This is a genomic window from Aliiroseovarius sp. PrR006 (assembly GCF_010500215.1).
Classification (GTDB): domain Bacteria; phylum Pseudomonadota; class Alphaproteobacteria; order Rhodobacterales; family Rhodobacteraceae; genus Aliiroseovarius.
The window spans coordinates 1,098,091-1,120,506 of the sequence record NZ_JAAGOY010000004.1; the positions used below are offsets into that span (position 1 = coordinate 1,098,091).

Below are 22,416 nucleotides of genomic sequence, written 5' to 3' on the forward strand. Positions count from 1 at the left end.
TCATAGCCTCAGATCAATCGACACCGGGAAATGGTCTGACGCGGTCAGCAGCGCTTCGCGCAGGGCCACATCCTGATAACAGAGCGAGTCGTCAAATGGATGCCAGATGCGCCAGTTGGGCTTGGTCTTCAAAAGGTCCGGAGACACCATGATATAGTCCAAAAGCGCCTGCAGATATCGTTTTTCCTTGGCGATATAAAATCGCGAGGTTGTCGGGCGCGCGCCGGTGCGTTGCAGCAAAGCCATGCGGGCATGGGGGTCGTACATACAGGCATTCTTGCCTTCGCCCAACACGACCTCGACGCCGGAGCGTCCGAACAGTTTTTCGTATTCATCCAGCCCCGGACCATCGTTAAAATCGCCCAGCACGATCAGCGGCTCTCCAACGTCCAGATGTTCATCCACGCGACGCCGGATCCAGATACATTGCGCCATCTGCTTGCGGCGGTTTTCAATGGCAACGCGCATGACCTCGGCCGCACCGCGCGCACCATGCGGGGCTTTCGACTTGGCGTGCACACCGATCAGCCGCAGCTCTTTCCCGCTTTCGCGGTGGGTCAATGCTACTTCAAGTGGGGGCTTTGAAAACACCACAGTGTCAGGTGTAGCGTCGGTATCCAGATCCAGCTCGAACCGACTGTCGAACCGGGGCGCGGCATAGGCATCGTCCACGTTCTCGGCCCCCAGCGGGTCATGGCGCGCGCTGATCACGCGGGGATCATAGAGCAGCGCGATTTCCTGCTGGGTGTCATTGCCAAAGCCGATCATCGCCTTGCGTGCGCGCAGCCCAAAGACCTCGGCGAAGGTTTCCAGCGCGGGAACCGTATCACGTCTTCGGCTCTGATCCGGTGCTTCGATGATCATCACAGCATCGGCATCCAAGGCCTGAAACACCTTGCCCACAGCGCTCCATTGTGCGGCGCGGGTGACGTCCTGACGGCCGGACCAGCCATTGTCCACGATCGGAACGCCCTCGTCATCGAACAGGTTGTCAAACCATTCAACGTTATAGGTCGCGATCCGCATCAGCCCACCCTACCCTTGGCCTGCGTTGATTTCTTCCCAGGCGCGATTGACGGCGATCAGGCGCTTTTCGGCCAGCTTGATCGCTTCTTCGGGGACACCGCGGGCGATCATCCGATCGGGGTGGCTTTCGCGCACCTCGTTGCGCCAGACCTTGCGGATATCTGCCATAGGAGTGTCGCGGGCCACGCCAAGCACCTGATAGGGGTCGGGATGTTCATCCGGCACCATGCGCGAACGCAGAGCGGCAAAGCGTTCCTCGGGCATGCCAAAGATCCGCGCGACCTCTTCCAGATAGGCGTTTTCGCCGGGGTGGTATTCGCCATCCGCCAGTGCGATGTGGAAAAGCCCTTCCATTAGGTCACACAGGGCGGGATCGTCAGGGCCGAACATCGCCGCGACCCGTTGGGCGTACAGCTCGAACCCGGCGACATCCGTGCGGGCCAGATTGAACAGGCGCGCTGCGTTTTTTTCTTCCGATTGCGGAATGGTGAACACCTCGCGAAAGGCCGAGACCTCGTCCCGTGTCACCTGCCCATCCGCCTTGGCCATCTTCGCGCCCAGCGCAATCACCGCAATCGCAAAGCCGGCCGAGCGTTCAGGCGGCGTGCGCAGATGCGAGAACACGTCTGACAGGCTTTCGCCCTTGGCAAGCGCGGACAGCGCGTCGGAGATACGGGACCAGATAGACATAAGGCAGTGTTAGCGGCTTTCGTCAGCGGGTCACAGGACTTTCTGCATCAGCACAAGATCGTGCCACCGGTCGTGTTTTCGTCCAGCCTGCGGGATCACACCGACAGTCACATATCCAAGGGCGGCGTGGAACGGCTCGCCCATCGGGTTTGATCCGGACACGCCCGCGATCATGGAATGAAACCCTTGGGCGCGTGCCTCGGCCTCGATCCGCTCCATCAGGATCCGCCCTGCCCCGTGTCCGCGCGCCTTGGGGGCCAGCATGATGGAATGCTCGGCGGTATGGGCATATCCGACCCCTGCGCGGAATTGGTCGAAGCTGGCATAGCCGATTATTTCGTCGCCTTCTTCGGCGACCAGTATGCATTTAGCGCTTTCGATTGCGTTCTCGACATCAAGCAGCGTTTTCGGGACCGAGTTAAACGTGATCAGCGTTTCGCAGATGGCAAGGTTCCACAATTCTTGGATCGCGTGTGCGTCGACCACGGTAGCAGCGCGGACGATCATAGCTGAACAAGCCCGGCAGGCGTGTCGATCCACGCAGCTAACCCCGGCTGCCCCGAATGAACCGAGATCCGCGGGTCCTGAACCAGTGGATGCAGGGCCACGCGCAGCGCCTCTGCCTCGGGATGGGTGATTTCCAGCGCGGCCAGTCGCAGCCCGTGATCGGGCAATCGCGGTGCAGGCAGGTCGCCCTGCCACGACAGAAGCCCCGGCGCGCAGCCCGCAAAAGGCAAACGCCCATCTGCGGGCACTGCCATGTCCCAACGCAGATCCCCGCGCGACAGCTGCAACTCGTCACCTGATCCTTCTGGCGCGCGTAGAAGTGCTTGATGCAGGTCCGGCACCCGCAGCGCCCAATTGGTCAGCCGTGCAGGCCCGGTGAAGTAGTCCAGATCGAACCACCGCGCATGATCGGGCGCATCCGCGTCGGGGTTGACGGAAATCACTTCAAGATAGGTGGCTGGTCCAAGGGACAGAAGGGCATTGTGGGTGCCCATGATCGGATGTTCTCCTCCCTCCGACATGGACACCCCAAGTAGGTCCTCGATATACGCAACGCCTTCTGACAGGGTCGCGGAGGACACCACAAGATGATCGACTACTCCCAGAGCCATTTCATTCCCTTCGATGGTCTGGGATGAAGCTGGCGGGAAACGCCGCCAGCCGCAAGTGTTTTTGGCGTTATCCGCGGGCTTCGCGCACCAGTTTCAGGATATCCTGAGCCGCCTCGGGGATGTTGGTGCCCGGACCGAAGATGGCTTTCACGCCATTTTCATAAAGGAAATCATAGTCCTGCTGCGGAATAACACCGCCACAGATCACGATGATATCCTCGGCGCCCTGCTCTTTCAAAGCCTGCACCAGTTGCGGGGCCAGTGTCTTGTGACCTGCTGCCTGCGAGGAAATCCCCACGATGTGCACGTCATTGTCGATGGCATCCTGAGCCGCTTCGTCCGGGGTTTGGAACAGCGGACCTACGTCCACGTCAAAGCCAATGTCCGCAAAGGCGGTCGCGATGACTTTGGCGCCGCGGTCGTGACCGTCCTGCCCCATCTTCACCACCAGCATACGCGGGCGGCGGCCTTCGGCATCGGCGAAGTCTTCGACCGATTTCTGAATGGCTGCAAAGCCTTCGTCGCCTTCGTAAGCTGCGCCATAGACACCAGCCAGCGTTTTTACTTCGGCGCGGTGACGGCCGAATTCGTCTTCCATAGCCATCGAGATCTCTCCTACGGATGCGCGCGCACGCGCGGCTTCGACAGCGGCTTCCAGAAGGTTTCCACCTTCCTTGGCGCGGCGGGTCAGCTCGGCCAAAGCGGCTTCGCACGCGGCTGCGTCGCGGGTTGCGCGGATGTTTTCAAGGCGGGCGATTTGGCTGTCACGCACGGCCATGTTGTCCACGTCCAGAATGTCGATCTGGTCTTCTTCGGCCAGCTTGTACTTGTTCACGCCAACGATGACTTCGTCACCTTTGTCGATCATTGCCTGACGCTTGGCCGCCGATTCCTCGATCCGCAGTTTCGGCATGCCCGAGGCCACAGCCTTGGTCATCCCGCCCATGCTTTCGACCTCTTCCATCAGCTCCCAAGCTTTGTTGATCAGCTCATCGGTCAGGCTTTCCACATAGTAAGAGCCCGCCAGCGGATCGACCACGTTGGTCACGCCGGTTTCTTCCTGAAGGATGATCTGTGTGTTGCGTGCGATACGCGCCGAGAAGTCGGTGGGCAGCGCAATCGCTTCGTCCAGCGCGTTGGTGTGCAGCGACTGGGTGCCACCAAGGGCAGCCGACATCGCTTCGTATGCGGTGCGGATCACGTTGTTATAGGGATCCTGTTCCTGCAACGACACGCCCGAGGTCTGACAGTGGGTGCGCAGCATTTTCGACCGCTCGGACTTGGCGCCGAACTCGGTCATCACGCGATGCCACAGGGTACGGGCGGCACGCAGCTTGGCGGCTTCCATGAAGAAGTTCATACCGATCGCGAAGAAGAAGCTCAGGCGACCGGCGAACTTGTCCACGTCCATGCCAGCCTCGATCGCAGCACGCACATATTCGCGACCGTCAGCCAGCGTATAGGCCAGTTCCTGCACCAGGTTCGCACCGGCTTCCTGCATGTGGTAGCCGGAAATCGAGATCGAGTTGAACTTCGGCATCTCGTTCGAGGTATACTCGATGATGTCCGAGATGATCTTCATCGACGGTTCAGGCGGGTAGATATAGGTGTTGCGCACCATGAACTCTTTCAGAATGTCGTTCTGAATAGTGCCGGCCAGCAGCGACTTGTCGTGGCCTTGCTCTTCCCCGGCGACGATGAAGTTCGCAAGGATCGGAACAACCGCGCCGTTCATGGTCATCGAGACCGAGACCTTGTCCAGAGGAATGCCGTCGAACAGGATCTTCATGTCTTCGACCGAGTCGATTGCCACACCGGCTTTACCAACATCGCCCACTACGCGCGGGTGGTCGGAGTCGTAGCCGCGGTGCGTTGCAAGGTCGAAGGCCACCGAAACACCCTGCTGACCCGCAGCAAGGTTGCGGCGGTAGAAGGCGTTCGATTCTTCGGCGGTTGAGAAACCGGCATACTGACGGATCGTCCACGGACGCCCCGCGTACATGGTCGCCTTCACACCACGGGTGAAGGGGCCAAAGCCGGGCAGCGTGCCCATGTGGTCCAGATCGGCTGTGTCTTCCGCGGTATAGAGCGGCTTGACGTCGATGCCTTCCAGCGTGTTCCACGTCAGATCATCCAAGGCACGGCCACGAAGTTCCTTCTCGGCCAGTTCCTTCCAGTTCTTTGTGTCGCTCATCTTGTCGTCCTTTTCGTCTTGATGCGCCTCTCAGCGCAGGCTGGTTCCGGGCCGCAGATCACAGGGGATCTCCTGCGGCAAAAAAGAGTTTTCGTTCAACGGGGTCGAGGATCATGACGCCCCCCACCCCAGTGTCATAGGCGATGGTTGCACCGGGCCGCGTCAGCGCGCGGTGGAAATCTTGGCTGTCCGTCTCGGACAGGCATTTCCCGACCAGCGCAGCGGCGGCGAGCGCCTGACGACCAAATACGCCGTCCTCCGTCGTCAGCATTTGATCGGTCAGGGTGTGCGGTGTCTGCCCCTCGGCGCGCAACGCGGCCTTCCCAGTGGCGCGGAACAGCTCCTGTGCATCGGCACTGGTCGTGGCCAACGGCATCTCAGGCTTCACATCGTTCAGCGCAGCGCGGATTACAGCCGCGGTGCAGGTCATCTTGCTTTCGAACGACAGCGTGTCGCCCAAAGTGAAATACTGACCAAGCGCCGCGCGCAGATCGGCTTCGCCATGCAGGTTGCAGCCAGCTAGGCCGATCAGGCAGGCTATTGCACCCCCCGCGGCTATGCGCGCGATGGTCATTCCTGTCCCTTTGGCTCGACCCACATCTCGGCGGGGCCGACAACGTTGGGTGAAAACTCGGCGATCAAACGGCGCAGTTCAGGTGCAGCTTCTGGACGGGTGGCATAATATGATACGTCACGCCCTCCAAGAAAACCGATATGGTATGAATAGCGCAACGTGCCAACTTTCACCCAATTCTTGCCAAGGCCGTCCTCGAACCAGCCATCATATACGATGGCCAGATCAATATTTGCTTCATCCGTAAGATCACCCGTCCAACCATCATAGGGGTTTTCCATCCGTGTCTTCAGTGCACGGTATGAAGCCAGCCCCCAGAGATCCAGAACGTAGTTTGGATTACCCCATGCGACCAATCCCAGATCATTCACCGCGATCGGCTTTTTGTAATATTCCTTAACGAACGTGCTGGCATTTTGTTGCTGCGCCAGAATGCCGGATGGCCCCCAAGTTCCGTATTTCAGCATCCACCGCGTATAGTTGCCTGCCAGAAACACCATCCCGACAAGAAACAACGTACGCATCGTCGCATAATCGTCATTCGTAAACACAACCAGCAAGAGCATCCCGAAAACAAAGCTCATTGCGTACAGCTCGTACCGTTCAAACCAGCCGAACTGCCCCAATAAAAGCTGGGCAGATCCTGTAAAAACGGTTGCAGCCAGTATAGCGCGCGCCCGCGTATCGGACCGCCAAACGCGGGGCAGCATTGCGGCTGCCACAATCACCGCCACCGCCATGACAATCGCGGTCTCTGAACGGAGCTGAACCTTTAGCTTCAGAAGCATGTTCTGAAACGCGAAATCCGGGCTGCCGGTCGGGCCCGAGATCTTAGACATTACTGAATTTGGAAACGGTTCAAGCCCAAGCGACATCAGAAATGCCATAAATGCGCCGACCAGAGCCACCGAGACTCCGAATAGCGCACCACCTGCCTTCCATCGCCCGGTCATCGCCAACAGAAGTCCAGCCGCGCCCGAAACTGCAAGCCCTTCAAACCGGATCAGAACACCAATGGCGGTGCCCGCGAACAGAAGCCAGTTAACCCGCCCTTCGTTCAGATAGATCTGCACACCACGCAGCGTGGCCATGACGGCCAGAACATGCAAAGTGTGCTCCATTGCAACCATGGTGATGCCAGCAAGATTGAAAGCAAGCGGACCAAGCAAAGCAAGCAATGTCGCCATTCGCGTATTGGACACTGCATCAAGCGTTATCCTAACCCACAGAACCGTCGCGCCAACAAGTGCGAACACATTCCAGAACACTGCCACCCAAATCTGGGACGACGTACCTGCAAAAGGCACCAACAAGAATGGATACAAAGGAGAGGATGCCGCCGACGTATACTCGCCCGCGTTTACACCATACCCACCAGCCGCGATCTGCTCGGACATGGCGAGGTGGATATACACGTCATCTAAGGGGAACTCGAACGCTCCGGCCTTGGAATAGGCTATCAACTGATAGACCAGATACAACCCCACAACCAAGAACAGAGACGCCGCAATCAGCGGCGCCCCTGACTGAAGGCGATGACGCGCATCGTTCATATTATTCGAACTCCATGATCACTTCGTCAACGGCAAGGCTGTCGCCTGCGCCTGCATTGATCTTGGACACGGTGCCCTTCTTCTCGGCGCGCAGGATGTTCTCCATCTTCATGGCTTCGATCGTGCAGAGCGCCTGACCTTCCTGAACTTCCTGACCGACTTCCACGTCGACCTTCACCACCAGACCCGGCATCGGGCAGAGCAGCATTTTCGAGGTATCCGGTGGTAGTTTTTCCGGCATCAAGCGGGCCAGCTCGGCCTGACGTGGGGTGCGAACATGCACCTTCAGGTCAGCACCGCGGCTCCGCATGCGGAAGCCCGAGGTGACCTTGTCGACCTTCAGAACCAGCGGCGAACCGTCCACTTCCAGCGTGGCAAGGCTGTCACCCGGCGTCCAATCCGAGGACACGCGCATTTTGGTGCCGTCTTCGAACTTGATGGTCGAGCCTTTCTTGTCAGCCTTGATCTTCACGGCAAACTCTTCGCCTTGCAGCGTCACGACCCAGTGCTTGCCCACTTTGCGCTCGTGGTTGTCCATGCGGCCCGAGATACGGGTGCGGCGGATTTCAGCAACACGGTACATGGCAGCAGCCGAAGCCGCGATGCGACGCAGCGCGTCGGTGCTCAGCTCAACACCTTCGAACCCGTCAGGATACTGCTCTTCGATGAAGGCGGTGGTCATGTCGCCATTGATGAAGATCGGATGATCCATAACGGCGCTGACGAAGGGCAAGTTGTGACCGATGCCTTCCAGTTCGAACCCATCCAGCGCGTTGCGCATGGCTTCGATCGCTTCGTTACGGGTCGGAGCCCATGTGCAAAGCTTGGCGATCATCGGGTCATAGTACATCGAGATCTCGCCGCCTTCGAAGACGCCGGTGTCGTTACGTACGGCAAAGTTGGTGCCCTCGATGGCTTCATCGGCCCATTTGCCGTTGGCCTGCATCGGACCAGCCGCGATTTCTGCGGGCGGACGGTAGCGGGTCAGGCGACCGATCGACGGCAGGAAGTTGCGATAGGGATCTTCCGCGTAGACGCGGTTTTCAATGGACCAGCCATTGATGCCCACATCGTCCTGCGTGATCGACAGCGGTTCGCCGTTTGCAACGCGGATCATCTGTTCCACAAGGTCGACACCGGTGATCAGCTCGGTCACGGGATGCTCCACCTGCAGGCGGGTGTTCATTTCAAGGAAGTAGAAGTTCTTATCGCCATCGACGATGAATTCCACCGTACCGGCCGAAGTATAGCCAACGGCTTTGGCCAGTGCGACCGACTGTTCGCCCATGGCTTTGCGGGTGGCTTCGTCCAGGAAGGGCGACGGGGCTTCTTCCACAACTTTCTGGTTACGACGCTGGATCGAGCACTCGCGTTCGTTCAGATAGATGCCGTTGCCATGCGCATCGCACAGAACCTGAATTTCGATGTGGCGCGGCTGGGTCACGAACTTCTCGATGAAGATACGGTCGTCGCCAAAGCTGTTGGCAGCTTCGTTCTTGGACGACTGGAAACCTTCGCGGGTCTCTTCGTCATTCCATGCAATCCGCATACCTTTACCACCGCCACCGGCCGAGGCTTTGATCATCACGGGATAGCCGATCTCGTTCGAGATCTTCACGGCTTCATCCGCGTCTTCGATCAGGCCCATGTAACCGGGAACGGTCGACACGTTAGCGTCCTGAGCGATCTTCTTCGAGGTGATTTTGTCACCCATCGACACGATCGCCCCTTTGGGCGGGCCGACAAATGCCACACCGGCATCTTCCAGTGCCTCAGCAAATTTCGAGTTCTCGGACAGGAAGCCATAGCCGGGATGCACGGCTTCGGCGCCAGAGTCCTTGATCGCCTGCATCACCTTGTCGATGACAATATACGACTGGTTGGCAGGGGGTGGGCCGATATGCACGGCTTCGTCTGCCATCTTCACATGAAGCGCGTTACGGTCGGCGTCTGAATAAATCGCCACCGTTTTGATGCCCATTTTGCGGGCAGTCTTGATCACGCGGCAAGCGATCTCGCCTCGGTTCGCAATCAGGATCTTGTTGAACATGTCCTGTCCTTTCGGTTCATGTGAGGGCGTGACGCTGTGAAACGTCCCGCTGATTGACATAGAAAAGCCCGCCGAACCCAAGGGTCTCGGCAGGCCGATTGTGTGTGATGGATCCGCGAGGCGCGGAGCCGGGGAAATTCAGATCAGTTGCAGATAGTGACGCCCAAGTCGTCGCACAGCGCCCCCGCGCCAGCACCGATGACGGCTCCGGTAAGAACACTGCCACTGGTTGCACTTGCGACCACAGCGCCTGTCGCCGCGCCGACACCAGCGCGCTCAAGGTCGTTCCACTGGCATCCTGCCAGCATGGCAAAGGCAAGCGCCCCTGCGATAAGCGTTTTGTATTGCATGTATGACTGCCTCTTTCAGAGTGGTTTCTTGCAGCCATTGTGCCCCGTTTGCACGGAGTACCCAAGGCGTATTTTCGCGATCCGCGACGCATGGCATCACGTGAACAGCTATCCATGGGCGAAAAAAGGCCCGGTTCAGACGCAAACACGCTGAACCGGGTAGAAGAAGGGGAAGGGTAATGGTTTCGACAAACCATTGCAGAGAACGGGGATTTGCTCTCTGCGTAAGTGTCATGTTGGCATGAACGACGGCCCGCGCAAGACCCCTCCAGACGCGTTGTGTCCGGTTGGGCTGTTTTTTGCCAATTGGTGTTCAATGCGGGCGAATTCATGCCTATTGTTCCTCGAACGCATCCGGGAACGAGGCCCGCGCACGGGCTTCATCGATCACAAGAAGGGCTTCATAGTCTTCGGGATCAAAGGGATCCTGCGCTGGCAGAACCTCGCGCTCAAAGAGCCACGACAGGCGCCCGGCATCCAGATTTCCGCGTTCAAACGGCTGGTCGCCGAAATAATCCCACAGCGCTTTCATAAAGCCCGTATCCGCACGCCGATCCGCCGGTTTGCGGTCTGCGTAACGCTCGCGCGCAGCAAGCTTCGTCGCACCCGTCTTGCTGGCACGGCGAATGACAAATTGAAAGTCGGTCCCCGTAAGGCGCCCGGGGAAGCCTTTGTGCTTCAACATATAAGGCAGTGCCATCAGAACCCGTCCCATACACACGCCCCGTCTTCGGGGCGGAAAGCTTCGAAAAACTGGGTCGCGTCCATGTCAGAGACGCCGAACTCGACCCAACGATCTGCCAGAACAATCACGATCTGCTCTGGCTCTGTTTGCGTGATCTTGGACAAGTGCGGCAGCACATAGTCCTGACAGATCACGGCCATATCCTCTTCCGCCTGCGAGAATTCTATCCGTCCCGTGTTGCGGGAGATCTCAGGCGCCAGGAACCGGACATGTATCGCCGATCCCACTTGGGTGCCATCCTGTTGATTGACTTCAAGCAGGGTGACGGTTTGGCCTGACGGAACCTGAAGCGGTGCGCCGTCAAACCAGTCTTCTTGCGCCGCTGCAAGGGACGCGGGCACGGTCAGGGATAGGGCCAGGGTGGCAGCGGCGGCCGCCACCCCGGTCAGGCCACGCGGGCCCATATATCCCGCCGTGCGACCCATGATCACAGCGGAATATTGTCGTGCTTCTTCCAGGGATTCTGCAGCTTCTTGCCACGCAGCGATGCAAAGGCGCGGCTGATCCGGCGACGCGACGACCGCGGCTGGATGACCTCGTCGATGAAGCCACGCTCTGCGGCCACAAACGGGTTGGCAAAGCGGTCTTCATAGTCCTGCGTGCGTTGCGCGATCTTCTCTGCATCGTCCAGTTCCGAACGGTACAGGATCTCGGTCGCGCCTTTTGCGCCCATAACGGCGATTTCAGCGGTCGGCCACGCATAGTTGAAGTCGCCGCGCAGGTGCTTGGACGCCATAACGTCATAGGCACCACCGTAAGCTTTACGCGTGATCAGCGTGACTTTCGGCACCGTAGCTTCACCATAGGCGAACAGCAGTTTCGCACCGTGTTTGATCACGCCGCCATATTCCTGGCTGGTACCCGGCAGGAAGCCCGGCACGTCGACCAGCGTCAGGATCGGAATTTCAAACGCGTCACAGAAGCGAACAAAACGAGCTGCCTTGCGCGAGCTGTCGATGTCCAGACAGCCAGCCAGAACCATCGGCTGGTTGGCCACAACACCCACGGTCTGCCCTTCTAGGCGGATGTAACCGGTGATGATGTTCTTGGCGTAGTCTTCTTGAATTTCGAAGAAGTCGCCCTCGTCACCAAGCTTGGTAATCAGCTCTTTCATGTCATAGGGCGAGTTCGGGTTGTCGGGGATCAGCGTATCAAGGCTGTCATCCACGCGCGCCGGATCGTCAAAGAACGGACGTACCGGAGCCTTATCGCGGTTGTTCAGAGGCAGGAAGTCGACCAGACGACGCACTTCCGACAGGGCTTCCACGTCGTTTTCGAACGCACCATCGGCGACCGAGGACTTCTTGGTGTGAGTCGAGGCGCCGCCAAGCTCCTCGGCGGTGACCACTTCGTTGGTCACGGTTTTCACAACATCGGGACCGGTCACGAACATGTACGAGCTGTCTTTTACCATAAAGATGAAGTCGGTCATGGCGGGCGAATACACAGCACCACCAGCACACGGCCCCATGATCACCGAGATCTGCGGCACCACGCCAGACGCCATGATGTTGCGCTGGAACACTTCGGCGTAGCCAGCAAGCGAGGCAACGCCTTCCTGAATACGCGCACCACCCGAATCGTTGATGCCGATCACGGGCGCGCCGTTTTGCATCGCCATATCCATGATTTTGCAGATCTTTTCAGCATGCGTTTCCGACAGCGAGCCGCCGAAAACGGTGAAGTCCTGCGAGAACACATAGACCAGACGGCCGTTGATTGTGCCCCAACCGGTGATGACACCGTCGCCCGCGGGCTTGTCGGCTTCCATGCCGAACTCGGTGCAACGGTGGGTTTTGAACATGTCGAACTCTTCAAACGAGTCCTCATCCAACAGCAGCTCGACACGCTCGCGGGCGGTCAGCTTGCCTTTCTTGTGCTGGCTATCGATCCGACGCTGACCGCCCCCAAGGCGGGCTTTCTCGCGGCGGCTCTCAAGTTCTTGGAGAATATCTTTCATGTGGCGGCACTCCTTGATTTCGCCGCAAACTAGCGTGACCAAGCGGCAGCGGGAAGCAAAAAGAGGCGAATTTGCAAACTAAATGCAAGTATGCTAGTGCAAATTGCAAATATGCGAACTCAGGAGGCTGCGATGGCCACCCAGAAGCTCTATGCCGGTGTAAAGCTACGCGAGATCCGGTCTCGCTTGAACCTGACCCAGAAAGCTTTCGCCGAGAAGCTTGGCGTCAGCCTTCCTTACCTGAACCAGATGGAAAACAACAACCGCCCCGTGTCGACGGGTGTGGTGTTGGCATTGGCACAAGAATTCGGTTTCGACGTGGCCGAGCTGTCAACGGGGGACGCAGAACGTCTTGTCACGGACATGCGCGAGGCCTTTGCCGACCCTGTCTTCTCGGACATCCCCCCGTTGGCGGATTTGCGGCTGGCGGCGTCGAATGCCCCTGCCCTTGCCCACGCGCTTTTGGAATTGCATCGCGCCTATCGGCTTGGGCACGAGCGCCTTGCGTCGATGGACCAAGAAATTGGCGCGGATGACACCCCCAACCAAGCCAGCCCGTGGGACGAGGTGCGCGACTTCTTCCACTACTGCGACAACTATATTGATGCGGTGGACCGCGCGGCCGAGCATTTTGCACAAACTGGCAAGTCCCGCGGGCTTGATCAGGCAGCAATGGCCGAAGCGGTTTTGAGCGACCGCGGCATCACTCTGATCCGCGAGGATGTGGACAAGGTGCGCAGCTATGACGTCGAGCGCCGGGAACTAACCCTGTCGACCCGCCCGCCGCGCGCCACGCAGGAGTTTCAGTTGCTGATGCAGGTGGCGCTTCTAACGCAAGACGCACTGCTGGAAGCCACACTGGATTTTGCGCGCTTTCAGACGGACGAAGCCCGCGCCATCGCCAAGCTGGGACTTGCAAACTACTTCGCGGGCGCGGCCCTTTTGCCCTATGAGCAGTTTCTCGCCGCTGCGCACGAAACCCGCCACGACCTTGAACGGTTGGCCGATCGCTTCGGGGCGTCGATCGAACAAATCGCCCACCGCCTGTCCACGTTGCAGCGCCCCGGATCAAAGGGCATTCCGTTCTTTTTCGTGCGTGTGGATCAGGCAGGAACGATCACCAAACGCCACTCGGCGACGCGCCTGCAGTTCGCCCGTTTCGGTGGTGCCTGCCCGCTGTGGAACGTGCACCAAGCCTTTGAAACGCCCGGCCGTTTTCTACGCCAACTGGCACAGACTCCGGATGGGGTGCGGTACTTCTGTCTAGCCCGGAACGTTACCAAATCCGGCGGAAGCTTTGACGCGCCTGTACGCCGCTACGCCATCGGGCTGGGCTGCGAGGTGAAACACGCAGGCGCACTGGTTTATGCGGATGATTTTGATGTCTCGAACGACGCCGCATTTGAACCCATTGGCATCTCGTGCCGGATCTGCGAACGCCAGCTGTGTCACCAACGCTCAGTTCCTCCCCTTGAACGCAAATTGCAGGTCGACCCATATTCGCGCGGAACACTTCCGTACGAGATAACCAGATGAACAAGTTCTTCCTGTCGGTCTTGGTAGCCGTGACCGTTCTGGTCTCTGCAGGACCGCAGCCTGCGCGCGCCCAGAACCTTGCAACCACGGCCGAGCGCAAGGCCTTCTATCAGTTCAACCCCAAGCGCGTTGATCCGGCCCAAGCAGACAAACGCCTGAAAGAGGTCGTCTATCAGGGGCTGGTGTTGTGGGTCGCGAAATCCAAAAAAGGAAAGCCAACGGTGATGTATCTGCCTGGTTCGGGCGGGAATCTGCAGACCCGCGGGCATAAGTATCGCTGGTTTTTGAACCAGGGATATGGCGTCGTCGCGATGGCCTATCCCGGGATGGGCGGCAGCAAAGGGCAGCCCAGCCGCCAAAGGATCCAAGGACTGGCTGATCAGCTGTATCGGGACATTCCCAAACTGACAGGAAGTCGGCGGATCATCCTGATGGGGGAAAGCCTTGGAACCGGAGTTGCAGTTGCGATTGCTGCAGGAAGTCCGGGGCGCGCTAACCCGCCGACGGCCCTCATCCTGCAGGCGCCCTATACGTCTTTAGTGGATCTGACCGCAGCCAAGAACCCAGTTCTTCTGCCCTTCCTTGCTGGCCGGACCGACCTGTGGCCATCCAAGCGCTATATCAAGAACGTCAAAGCTCCGACCTTCATCATGCATGGGGAAAAAGATCGCCATGTGCCGTTCCGCATGGGCCAAACGCTGTATCGCCTATCGCCCGCCAAGAACAAGGTGCTGGCCGCACGCGCGCACGCCGGGCACACAACGATCTGGCGCAAGAACGTATTGCGCCCGCTGCGTAACTGGCTGCAAGCCATCCACGGAAAATGAAAAGGCCGGGCAATGCCCGGCCTTCTGTCCCTCGTGCATCAGCGCTTATGCAGCCGATAGCATCCGATAGATCTCGTCCTTCAGAGCTGCGCGTTTTTTGCGCATGTCTTCTTCATTGAACTGATCGGTCGGCTCAACATTGGTCTCCGCACGGTGAATCGCACGGTTCACCTCGTGATAGTCGTCCGTCAGCTTCGAGAAATGCGCATCCGCTTGCTTCATTTCGCTCATTTTCTCGGCGTATTCGGGGAATTCCTCGCTCAGTTCATGCGGGGTGTGTGACATTCGCGTGTCTCCTTCGTGTAAAGTCAGAGGGAGTTTGCGCGCCGCAAGCTCCCCCCGCTTTGACAGGGATCAAATCACGCGCTTATCGCTGCGAATTTTGCCAATCCGGATGGATCCACGGTTCGTCATTTGCCGACGGAAGACGGCGGCCCAAAATGTGGTCGGACGCTTTCTCGCCCACCATGATCGACGGCCCATTCAGGTTGCCGTTGGTGATGCGCGGGAAGGTCGAGCTGTCAGCAACGCGCAGCCCTTCGACGCCGATCACCCGCATTTCCGGATCGACCACCGCCATCGGATCATCAGCCCGACCCATACGGCAGGTGCCACAGGGGTGATAGGCGCTTTCCGCGTGTTCACGAATGAAACTGTCAATCTCGTCATCCGTTTGCAGCGCATTGCCCGGCTGGATCTCGAATTTCACGAAGGGCTCGAACGCAGATTGCGAGAAGATCTCACGCGTCAGGCGGATACAGGTGCGGAAATCTTCCCAGTCCTGCTCGGTCGACATGTAGTTGAAGAAGATGCGCGGGGCATCTTTCGGGTCCGCCGATTTCAGCGTGATTTCCCCGCGCGAGGTCGAGCGCATAGGGCCGGTATGGGCTTGGAAGCCGTGGCCTTCCGCCGCCGCCTGCCCGTCATAGCGCACGGCAATCGGTAGGAAGTGATACTGAATGTCCGGATACTCAACACCCGCTTTCGAGCGGATGAAGGCCGCGCTTTCAAATTGGTTCGATGCACCCAGACCTGTCTTGGTGAAAAGCCACTGCGCACCCAGAATGCCTTTCCAGATAAGGTTCCAGTACCGATACAGCGTAATCGGCTGTTTCGAGGCATATTGCATATAGACCTCAAGGTGGTCTTGCAGGTTTTGCCCGACGCCGGGACGGTCGGCAACAACCTCGATCCCGTGCTCGTTCAGGTGGGCCGCCGGACCAATACCCGACAGCATCAGAAGCTTCGGCGAATTGATTGAGCTTGCCGCGATGATCACTTCGGCCTCGGCGCGGATCACTTCGATCTTGCCACCGCGTTCAACCTCGACCCCAACCGCACGACCATCTTCGATGACCACTTTGCGGGCGAAGGCACGGATCAGCTCGCAGTTTTCCCGTTCGAGTGCAGGACGGAGATAGGCATTCGCCGCCGACCAGCGCCGTCCTTTCCAGACGGTCTGCTCCATCGGGCCGAAACCTTCCTGCTTCTGGCCGTTATAGTCATCAGTGACCTCGTACCCGGCTTGCTTCCCCGCCTCGACAAAGGCGTGGAACAAGGGGTTCTTGCGCGGACCACGGGTCACGTGCAGCGGGCCATCCTTGCCGCGCCAATCTGCGTCACCGCCATGGCCGCTTTCGTGCCAGCTTTCCTGCCGTTTGAAGTAGGGCAGCACGTCGGCATAAGACCAGCCATCGGCGCCCTGCTCGGCCCAATGATCAAAGTCTTTCGCGTGACCACGGACATAGACCATCCCGTTGATCGAGCTGGACCCACCCACAACTTTGCCGCGTGGCGTCACCAGCGTGCGATTGTCCAGATGCGGCTCGGGTTCGGTCTGGAAGCCCCAATCATAGGTCTTCATGTTCATGGGATAGCTCAGTGCCGCGGGCATCTGAATGAACGGCCCGGCATCGGTGCCGCCATGTTCGATCACCAAAACCCGCTTGCCTGCTTCGGCCAACCGATACGCCATTGCGCATCCTGCGCTGCCAGCGCCAACGATGATATATTCTGCTTGCATTGTCATTCCGTCAGATCAGGGGTTACTCGCCACGGGGGAAGCGAGCATTTTCTTCAACATTGTCGAGGTTCATGTGGTTGCGCATGTAGCGCTCAGACGCTTTGCGCAGCGGTTGGTAGTCCCACGGGAAATAGGCACCGTTGCGCAGGGCTTCGTAGACCACCCAACGGCGGGCCTGGCTTTCGCGCACTTCATTATCGTAAGCGTCCAGATCCCAGCGCGCTTCGGATTTCGCACGTAGCGAGTTCAGCGTGCCTTCATGGGCCGGATCCTCGGCCAGATTGACCAGTTCGTGCGGATCGGCCTCCAGATCAAACAGCTGATCGGGGTCCAGCGCGCAGCGGTTATACTTCCATTTTCCATAGCGCAGCGACACCAGCGGCGCATAGGACGCCTCGGCGGCGTACTCCATCGCCACGGGGCTGGTGCGTTCTTCGCCATTGGCCAGCGGCACAAGGCTTTCACCATCCACCCACGGCTTCACCTCGTCCAGCGAAATTCCAGCCAGATCGGCCATGGTGGGGGTGACGTCCAGCGTTGAAACCGGCGTCTCGACCAAGCCCGGTTCAAGCCCTGATGCGGCGATCATCAAAGGCACGCGCGCCGAGCCTTCGTAGAAGTTCATTTTGAACCACAACCCGCGCTCGCCCAGCATGTCGCCATGATCCGAGACGAACATGATGATCGCCTCTTGGCGGGTGTTTTCCAGAATATCCAGCATCTCGCCCACCTTGTCGTCCAGATACGAGATATTGGCGAAATAGGCGCGGCGGGACTTGCCGATGTCTTCTTCGGTGATGTCGAAATTACGCCAATCATTGGCGTCAAAAATCCGCTGCGCATGGGGATCGTGATCCTCATAGGCCTTCGCAGGCACCTCGGGCAGCAGGTGCTCGCAATCCTCGTAGAGGTCCCAGTATTTGCGGCGCGCCACATAGGGGTCATGCGGGTGGGTGAAGCTGACGGTCAGGCACCACGGGCGTTCGTCATGGCCGCGCGCCAGATCGTAAAGCTTGGCGCAGGCGTTATACGCCACTTCGTCATCATACTCCATCTGGTTCGAGATCTCGGCGACCCCTGCCCCAGTGACAGAGCCCATGTTGTGATACCACCAGTCGATCCGCTCGCCGGGCTTGCGATAGTCGGGCGTCCATCCGAAATCGGCGGGGTAGATATCGGTGGTCAGGCGCTCTTCAAACCCGTGCATCTGGTCGGGGCCAACAAAGTGCATCTTGCCCGACAGCGCGGTCTGATAACCCGCACGGCGCAGGTGGTGAGCATATGTCGGAATGTCCGAGGCGAACTCGGCCGCGTTGTCATAGACCTTGGTCCGGCGCGGCAGCAGGCCCGACATGAAGCTGGCGCGACCCGGCGCACAGAGCGGGCTGGCGGTATAGGTGTTTTGAAACCGGACCGAACGCGCAGCCAGTTTCTTCAGATTCGGCGCATGTAGCCATTCTGCTGGCCCATCCGGGAACAGCGTGCCGTTCAGCTGATCCACCATGATGATCAGAATGTTTGGCGAGGTCATACGTAGGTCTCCAAAATGATATCAAGGCAGGCCATAACGCGATCACAGGCGCGTTTGCCGCTGGGAGTTTCTTCTCGAAGGGCGTGGCGAATATAGAGCCCGTCAATCATCGCCGCGAGCGTGTCCGCAACCTCGTGTGCGTCCTCGCCCACCAAAGGGCGCAGGTCATAGACAAGGTTGGAATGCAGTCGGTGCTGATAGACGCGCAGAAGCCGCCGCGCACCGTCATTGCTTTGAGACATCACATAAAAATTAAGCCAAGCGCTGATGACTTCTGGGCGGAAGTTACCCGCTTCAAAGTTGGCGCGGATAATCGCCTCGACTCGGTCACGCGGGGTCTTTGCACCCAGCACGGCGGCACGCACCTGCGCGCCATAGACCGACAGGATGTGGCGCATAGCGGCCAGAAAAATCTGATCCTTCCCACCGAAATAATGATGCGCCAAGGCGCTGGATACACCAGCGCGCTTGGCGATCTGCGTCACGGTCACATCAAGGCTGCCCGCGCGGCCGATCTCGTCGATCGTTGCCTGCACCAATGCGCCTTTCCGTATGGGTTCCATCCCCAGCTTTGGCATATGCCTCTCCGATTTGCGGTAAGATAGGGTTGCTTTTTTTAATTGACTCGTCAATCAATAAAAAGCACCGTCTGCACCAATGAAGCCGGTTCCACCCTTGCGCAGCCTGCGTTAGGGTCACGCCGAGCGGTCTGCATGCGCAGGCCCCGGCCAACAAAACCGCACCAAAAACAGGGAGCGAATATATGAAACTCAAATCCACACTTTCCGCCATTGCACTGTCGGCCGTTGCCACCACCGCATTTGCCGATGGCAATTGCGACAAGGTAACTTTCTCGGATGTTGGCTGGACCGACATCACCGCGACTACCGCAGCGACCACCGTAGTTCTGGAAGCTCTGGGCTATGAGACCGACATCAAGGTTCTGTCCGTGCCGGTGACCTACACCTCGATGGCCGAAGGCGATATCGATGTGTTCCTGGGCAACTGGATGCCCACCATGGAAGCCGACATCGCGCCCTACCGCGAAGCTGGCACCGTCGACACCGTGCGCACCAACCTTGAAGGCGCCAAGTACACACTGGCCGTAAACAAGGCCGCTGCTGATATGGGCATCAAAGATTTCGCTGACATCGCCGCCCAGGCAGACGCGCTGGAAGGCAAGATCTATGGCATCGAGCCGGGCAATGACGGCAACCGCCTGATCCAGTCGATGATCGACGGAAACTCGTTTGGCCTTGAAGGCTTCGAAGTGGCTGAAAGCTCGGAGCAGGGCATGCTGGCGCAGGTCGCCCGCGCCGACAAGAAAGGCGAGCCGATCGTCTTCTTGGGCTGGGAACCTCACCCGATGAACGCCAACTTCGAGATGTCCTATCTGACCGGCGGCGACGATTTCTTCGGCCCGAACCTGGGTGGTGCCGTGGTCGACACCAACACCCGTGCAGGCTACGTGGCAGAATGCGCCAACACTGGTAAGCTCCTGCAAAACCTAAGCTTCTCGCTGGCAATGGAAAACGAGATCATGGGCGCCATCCTGAATGACGGCCAAGATCCCGCTGACGCTGCCAAAGCATGGCTGGCCGCCAACCCCGACGCCTTCATGGCATGGTTGGACGGCGTGACCACCAAAGACGGTGGCGATGCTGTGGCAGCTGTCAAAGCGTCGCTGGGCATGTAAACCCAACACAATTTGGAACGCGCCGGGGATCCTCCCGGCGCGTTTCGTTTAGGCATCTCAAAGACCCAGACATGACACTAGCCACCCTTGCCCTTTTCATTCCGGCCTGCTTCGCGCTGAACATCGCGCCGGGGCCCAACAACGTGCTGGCGTTTTCGAACGGCGCACGGCGCGGGATTTTGGTGGGATTGGCAGGCGGCATGGGTCGTATGCTGCCTTTTACGGCGATGATCCTGCTGGTTGGCATTGGTCTGGGTGCCGTCTTGGCGGCCTCGGAAGCCGCATTCAATGCGGTAAAATATGCGGGCGCGGCCTATCTGATTTATGTCGGATGGCGCATGTGGCGCGCAAAACCAAAGGCCGAAACCTTTGCCCAGTCGGACGAGCCGATCTCGACCCTCATCCGCCGCGACTTTCTGATCGCCATTGGCAACCCGAAGGCCATTGCTATCTTCACAGCTTTCTTTCCGCAATTCACCGACCTGACCCAACCGCTCGCCCCGCAATACGCGCTTTTGGGCGGCTTGTTTCTGGTGCTCGAATGTCTTGCGGTCGCGCTTTACGCGGGATTTGGCGCAGGCTTCCAAGGCCTTTTGACCCCGCACCGCCTGCATACCCTGAACAAGGGTGTCGGCGGTTTCCTGATCTTCTCTGGCCTTGCCCTGGCCCTAAATGAAAGGCACTGACACGTGGACTGGCTGACAGATACCAAAATTCCGGTCGGCAAAACCATCTCGAATGGGTTTGACTGGCTGACTGACGCATTTGGCCCCTTCTTTGATTTCGTCGATGACGTGCTCAGCGACGGGATCGACGGTTTCCTTTGGGTGCTGCAATACCCGCCTGCCCTGCTGATCGTAGCACTGCTGGGCGCGCTGACCTATTACATCCAGCGCAGCTGGGCCCGCGTGATCGTCGTCGTGCTGTGCTTCCTTTACGTGCTGAACCAAGGCTATTGGGAAGAGACCACAGAAAGCCTGACGCTGATCGTCTTCTCGGTGATCTTCTGTATGGGCGTTGGCGTTCCGATCGGCATCTATGCCGCCCACCGCCCTCGCTTTTTCCAGGCGATCCTGCCGGTTCTGGACATGATGCAAACCATCCCGACCTTCGTGTACCTGATCCCGATGATCGTTCTGTTCGGCATCGGCATGGTGCCAGGTCTTGTGGCAACGTTCATCTTCGTCATTCCAGCCCCAATCCGCCTGACCCAACTGGGCGTCAGCCAAGTGCCCACCGCCCTGACCGAAGCCGGACAGGCATTTGGGGCAACACGGATGCAAACCCTGTGGAAGATCGAGCTGCCCTCGGCCTTCCCGCAGATCATGACCGGGTTGAACCAGACCATCATGCTGTCGCTGTCGATGGTCGTCATCGCCGCGCTTGTTGGCGCAGACGGCCTTGGTGTTCCGGTGGTGCGCGCCCTGAACACGGTGAACGCTTCGCTGGGCTTTGAAAGCGGCTTGGTCATTGTAGCCGTCGCCATCGCCCTTGACCGCATGCTACGCGTGGAGAGCAAATCATGACCGCTGTAGAATTTGACAATGTCTCGATCGTATTCGGCGACAAGCCGGAAAGCGCCCTGCCCGGGATGGATGCGGGCAAGGACCGTTCGGAAGTAAAGACTGAAACCGGTCAGGTGCTGGGCGTGCATAACTGCTCGCTGTCCGTGGCTGAAGGCGAAATCCTTGTGCTGATGGGGCTGTCGGGCTCGGGAAAATCCACCCTTCTGCGCGGCGTGAACGCGCTGAATCCCGTCGTGCGCGGCTGCGTGCGGGTGAATGACGGAAACGGTCTGGTTGACGTGACCAATGCCGACGCCGCCACCCTGCGCCGTATCCGCCAGAACCATGTGGCAATGGTGTTCCAGCAATTCGGCCTTCTACCGTGGCGCACAGTCCGTGAAAATGTTGGGCTCGGGCTGGAGCTGGCTGGCATGGACAAGGCCGAACACAAGGCCCGCGTGGATGAACAGTTGGAACTGGTCCACCTGAGCGACTGGGCCAGCCGCAAGGTGGGTGAGTTGTCGGGCGGCATGCAACAGCGTGTGGGCCTTGCCCGCGCCTTCGCGACCCAAGCGCCGATCCTGTTGATGGACGAGCCGTTCTCGGCCCTCGATCCGCTGATCCGCGCCCGCTTGCAGGACGAGTTGATCGAGCTGCAGCAGCGTCTGAAACGCACCATCATCTTCGTGAGCCACGATCTGGACGAGGCGTTCAAACTGGGCGACCGCATCGCGATCATGGAGGGCGGCCGCATCGTTCAATGTGGCACGCCGCGCGACATCTTCACCCATCCCGTTAACGAGTATGTGGCCGACTTCGTGGCACATATGAACCCGCTGGGCGTGCTGACCGCGCGCGATGTGATGGAAGACGGCGCCTCGGCCGCATCCACCACCGTCGACGTGGCAGACCACGTGGACGTGGTGATGAAAGCACTAGCAGGCCAGACCGAGATCAGCGTGATGCAGGACGGCCAATCGGTCGGGCGCATCACGTCTGATGCCGTCATGGCCCGCCTTCTGGACCCGCGCAGCTAAC

The 22,416-nt window shown here is 59.1% G+C and carries 22 protein-coding genes; 6 read left to right on the forward strand and 16 right to left on the reverse strand.

Annotation, left to right across the window (positions count from 1 at the left end; genetic code table 11):
• From G0Q00_RS05365 to G0Q00_RS05420, 12 genes are all read right to left on the reverse strand, one after another.
• Entirely contained in the window at positions 1-1,026 is a 1,026-nt protein-coding gene (locus tag G0Q00_RS05365; protein WP_163037070.1) for an endonuclease/exonuclease/phosphatase family protein, read from the reverse strand.
• A 9-nt stretch (positions 1,027-1,035) separates the two neighbouring features.
• Positions 1,036-1,716 (reverse strand): molecular chaperone DjiA, encoded by a 681-nt coding sequence (locus tag G0Q00_RS05370; RefSeq protein ID WP_163037072.1) that lies wholly within the window; start codon positions 1,714-1,716, stop codon positions 1,036-1,038.
• Between the two features lie 30 nt (positions 1,717-1,746).
• A complete protein-coding gene (locus tag G0Q00_RS05375) occupies positions 1,747-2,223 on the reverse strand; it encodes a GNAT family N-acetyltransferase (protein WP_163037074.1) in 477 nt (158 codons plus the stop codon).
• Positions 2,220-2,834, reverse strand: a complete 615-nt coding sequence (locus G0Q00_RS05380) for a VOC family protein (protein WP_163037076.1) — start codon at positions 2,832-2,834, stop codon at positions 2,220-2,222. The genes G0Q00_RS05375 and G0Q00_RS05380 overlap by 4 nt, the downstream gene beginning before the upstream one ends.
• A 67-nt stretch (positions 2,835-2,901) precedes the next feature.
• Entirely contained in the window at positions 2,902-5,028 is a 2,127-nt protein-coding gene (gene scpA, locus G0Q00_RS05385) for a methylmalonyl-CoA mutase (RefSeq protein ID WP_163037078.1), read from the reverse strand.
• A 58-nt stretch (positions 5,029-5,086) separates the two neighbouring features.
• Positions 5,087-5,602, reverse strand: a complete 516-nt coding sequence (locus tag G0Q00_RS05390; protein ID WP_163037080.1) for a hypothetical protein — start codon at positions 5,600-5,602, stop codon at positions 5,087-5,089.
• Positions 5,599-7,155, reverse strand: coding sequence for a hypothetical protein (locus tag G0Q00_RS05395; protein WP_163037081.1), 1,557 nt, complete (start codon positions 7,153-7,155; stop codon positions 5,599-5,601). The genes G0Q00_RS05390 and G0Q00_RS05395 overlap by 4 nt, the downstream gene beginning before the upstream one ends.
• A gap of 1 nt (position 7,156) precedes the next feature.
• The gene (locus tag G0Q00_RS05400; protein WP_163037083.1) at positions 7,157-9,205 is read right to left on the reverse strand and encodes an acetyl/propionyl/methylcrotonyl-CoA carboxylase subunit alpha; all 2,049 of its coding nucleotides are present in this window, start codon (positions 9,203-9,205) and stop codon (positions 7,157-7,159) included.
• A 143-nt stretch (positions 9,206-9,348) separates the two neighbouring features.
• Complete coding sequence (locus G0Q00_RS05405; protein ID WP_163037085.1) at positions 9,349-9,555, reverse strand: hypothetical protein; 207 nt, start codon at positions 9,553-9,555, stop codon at positions 9,349-9,351.
• Between the two features lie 334 nt (positions 9,556-9,889).
• Positions 9,890-10,240, reverse strand: coding sequence for a hypothetical protein (locus G0Q00_RS05410; protein WP_163038328.1), 351 nt, complete (start codon positions 10,238-10,240; stop codon positions 9,890-9,892).
• Between the two features lie 14 nt (positions 10,241-10,254).
• The gene (locus G0Q00_RS05415; RefSeq protein ID WP_163037087.1) at positions 10,255-10,704 is read right to left on the reverse strand and encodes a DUF6497 family protein; all 450 of its coding nucleotides are present in this window, start codon (positions 10,702-10,704) and stop codon (positions 10,255-10,257) included.
• 23 nt (positions 10,705-10,727) lie between these two features.
• Positions 10,728-12,260 (reverse strand): acyl-CoA carboxylase subunit beta, encoded by a 1,533-nt coding sequence (locus G0Q00_RS05420; protein ID WP_163037089.1) that lies wholly within the window; start codon positions 12,258-12,260, stop codon positions 10,728-10,730.
• A 132-nt stretch (positions 12,261-12,392) separates the two neighbouring features.
• Here G0Q00_RS05420 and G0Q00_RS05425 point away from each other — a divergent pair, with 132 nt between their 5' ends.
• Entirely contained in the window at positions 12,393-13,796 is a 1,404-nt protein-coding gene (locus tag G0Q00_RS05425) for a short-chain fatty acyl-CoA regulator family protein (RefSeq protein WP_163037091.1), read from the forward strand.
• Positions 13,793-14,623 carry an alpha/beta hydrolase gene (locus tag G0Q00_RS05430; RefSeq protein ID WP_163037092.1) on the forward strand — a complete coding sequence of 277 codons (831 nt, stop codon included), beginning with the start codon at positions 13,793-13,795 and terminating at the stop codon, positions 14,621-14,623. Before G0Q00_RS05425 ends, G0Q00_RS05430 begins: the two co-directional genes overlap by 4 nt.
• 45 nt (positions 14,624-14,668) lie before the next feature.
• Here G0Q00_RS05430 and G0Q00_RS05435 read toward each other — a convergent pair whose 3' ends face one another.
• The 4 genes from G0Q00_RS05435 to betI all read right to left on the reverse strand — a co-directional run bounded on the left by G0Q00_RS05435 (position 14,669) and on the right by betI (position 18,740).
• A complete protein-coding gene (locus tag G0Q00_RS05435) occupies positions 14,669-14,908 on the reverse strand; it encodes a YdcH family protein (protein WP_163037094.1) in 240 nt (79 codons plus the stop codon).
• Between the two features lie 82 nt (positions 14,909-14,990).
• Positions 14,991-16,646: a choline dehydrogenase gene (gene betA / locus G0Q00_RS05440; protein WP_163037096.1), complete on the reverse strand. Its 1,656-nt coding sequence runs from the start codon at positions 16,644-16,646 to the stop codon at positions 14,991-14,993.
• A gap of 22 nt (positions 16,647-16,668) precedes the next feature.
• On the reverse strand, positions 16,669-18,177 hold the full coding sequence (gene betC, locus G0Q00_RS05445; RefSeq protein WP_163037098.1) for a choline-sulfatase: 1,509 nt from the start codon (positions 18,175-18,177) through the stop codon (positions 16,669-16,671).
• The gene (gene betI / locus G0Q00_RS05450) at positions 18,174-18,740 is read right to left on the reverse strand and encodes a transcriptional regulator BetI (protein ID WP_163037100.1); all 567 of its coding nucleotides are present in this window, start codon (positions 18,738-18,740) and stop codon (positions 18,174-18,176) included. Before betI ends, betC begins: the two co-directional genes overlap by 4 nt.
• 200 nt (positions 18,741-18,940) lie before the next feature.
• Here betI and choX point away from each other — a divergent pair, with 200 nt between their 5' ends.
• From choX to choV, 4 genes are all read left to right on the forward strand, one after another.
• Positions 18,941-19,873: a choline ABC transporter substrate-binding protein gene (gene choX, locus G0Q00_RS05455; RefSeq protein WP_163037102.1), complete on the forward strand. Its 933-nt coding sequence runs from the start codon at positions 18,941-18,943 to the stop codon at positions 19,871-19,873.
• A gap of 71 nt (positions 19,874-19,944) precedes the next feature.
• A complete protein-coding gene (locus tag G0Q00_RS05460; RefSeq protein WP_163037104.1) occupies positions 19,945-20,559 on the forward strand; it encodes a LysE family translocator in 615 nt (204 codons plus the stop codon).
• A gap of 3 nt (positions 20,560-20,562) precedes the next feature.
• Entirely contained in the window at positions 20,563-21,399 is an 837-nt protein-coding gene (choW, locus tag G0Q00_RS05465; RefSeq protein ID WP_163037106.1) for a choline ABC transporter permease subunit, read from the forward strand.
• Entirely contained in the window at positions 21,396-22,415 is a 1,020-nt protein-coding gene (choV, locus tag G0Q00_RS05470) for a choline ABC transporter ATP-binding protein (protein WP_163037108.1), read from the forward strand. Before choW ends, choV begins: the two co-directional genes overlap by 4 nt.
• Position 22,416: the final 1 nt, after the last annotated feature.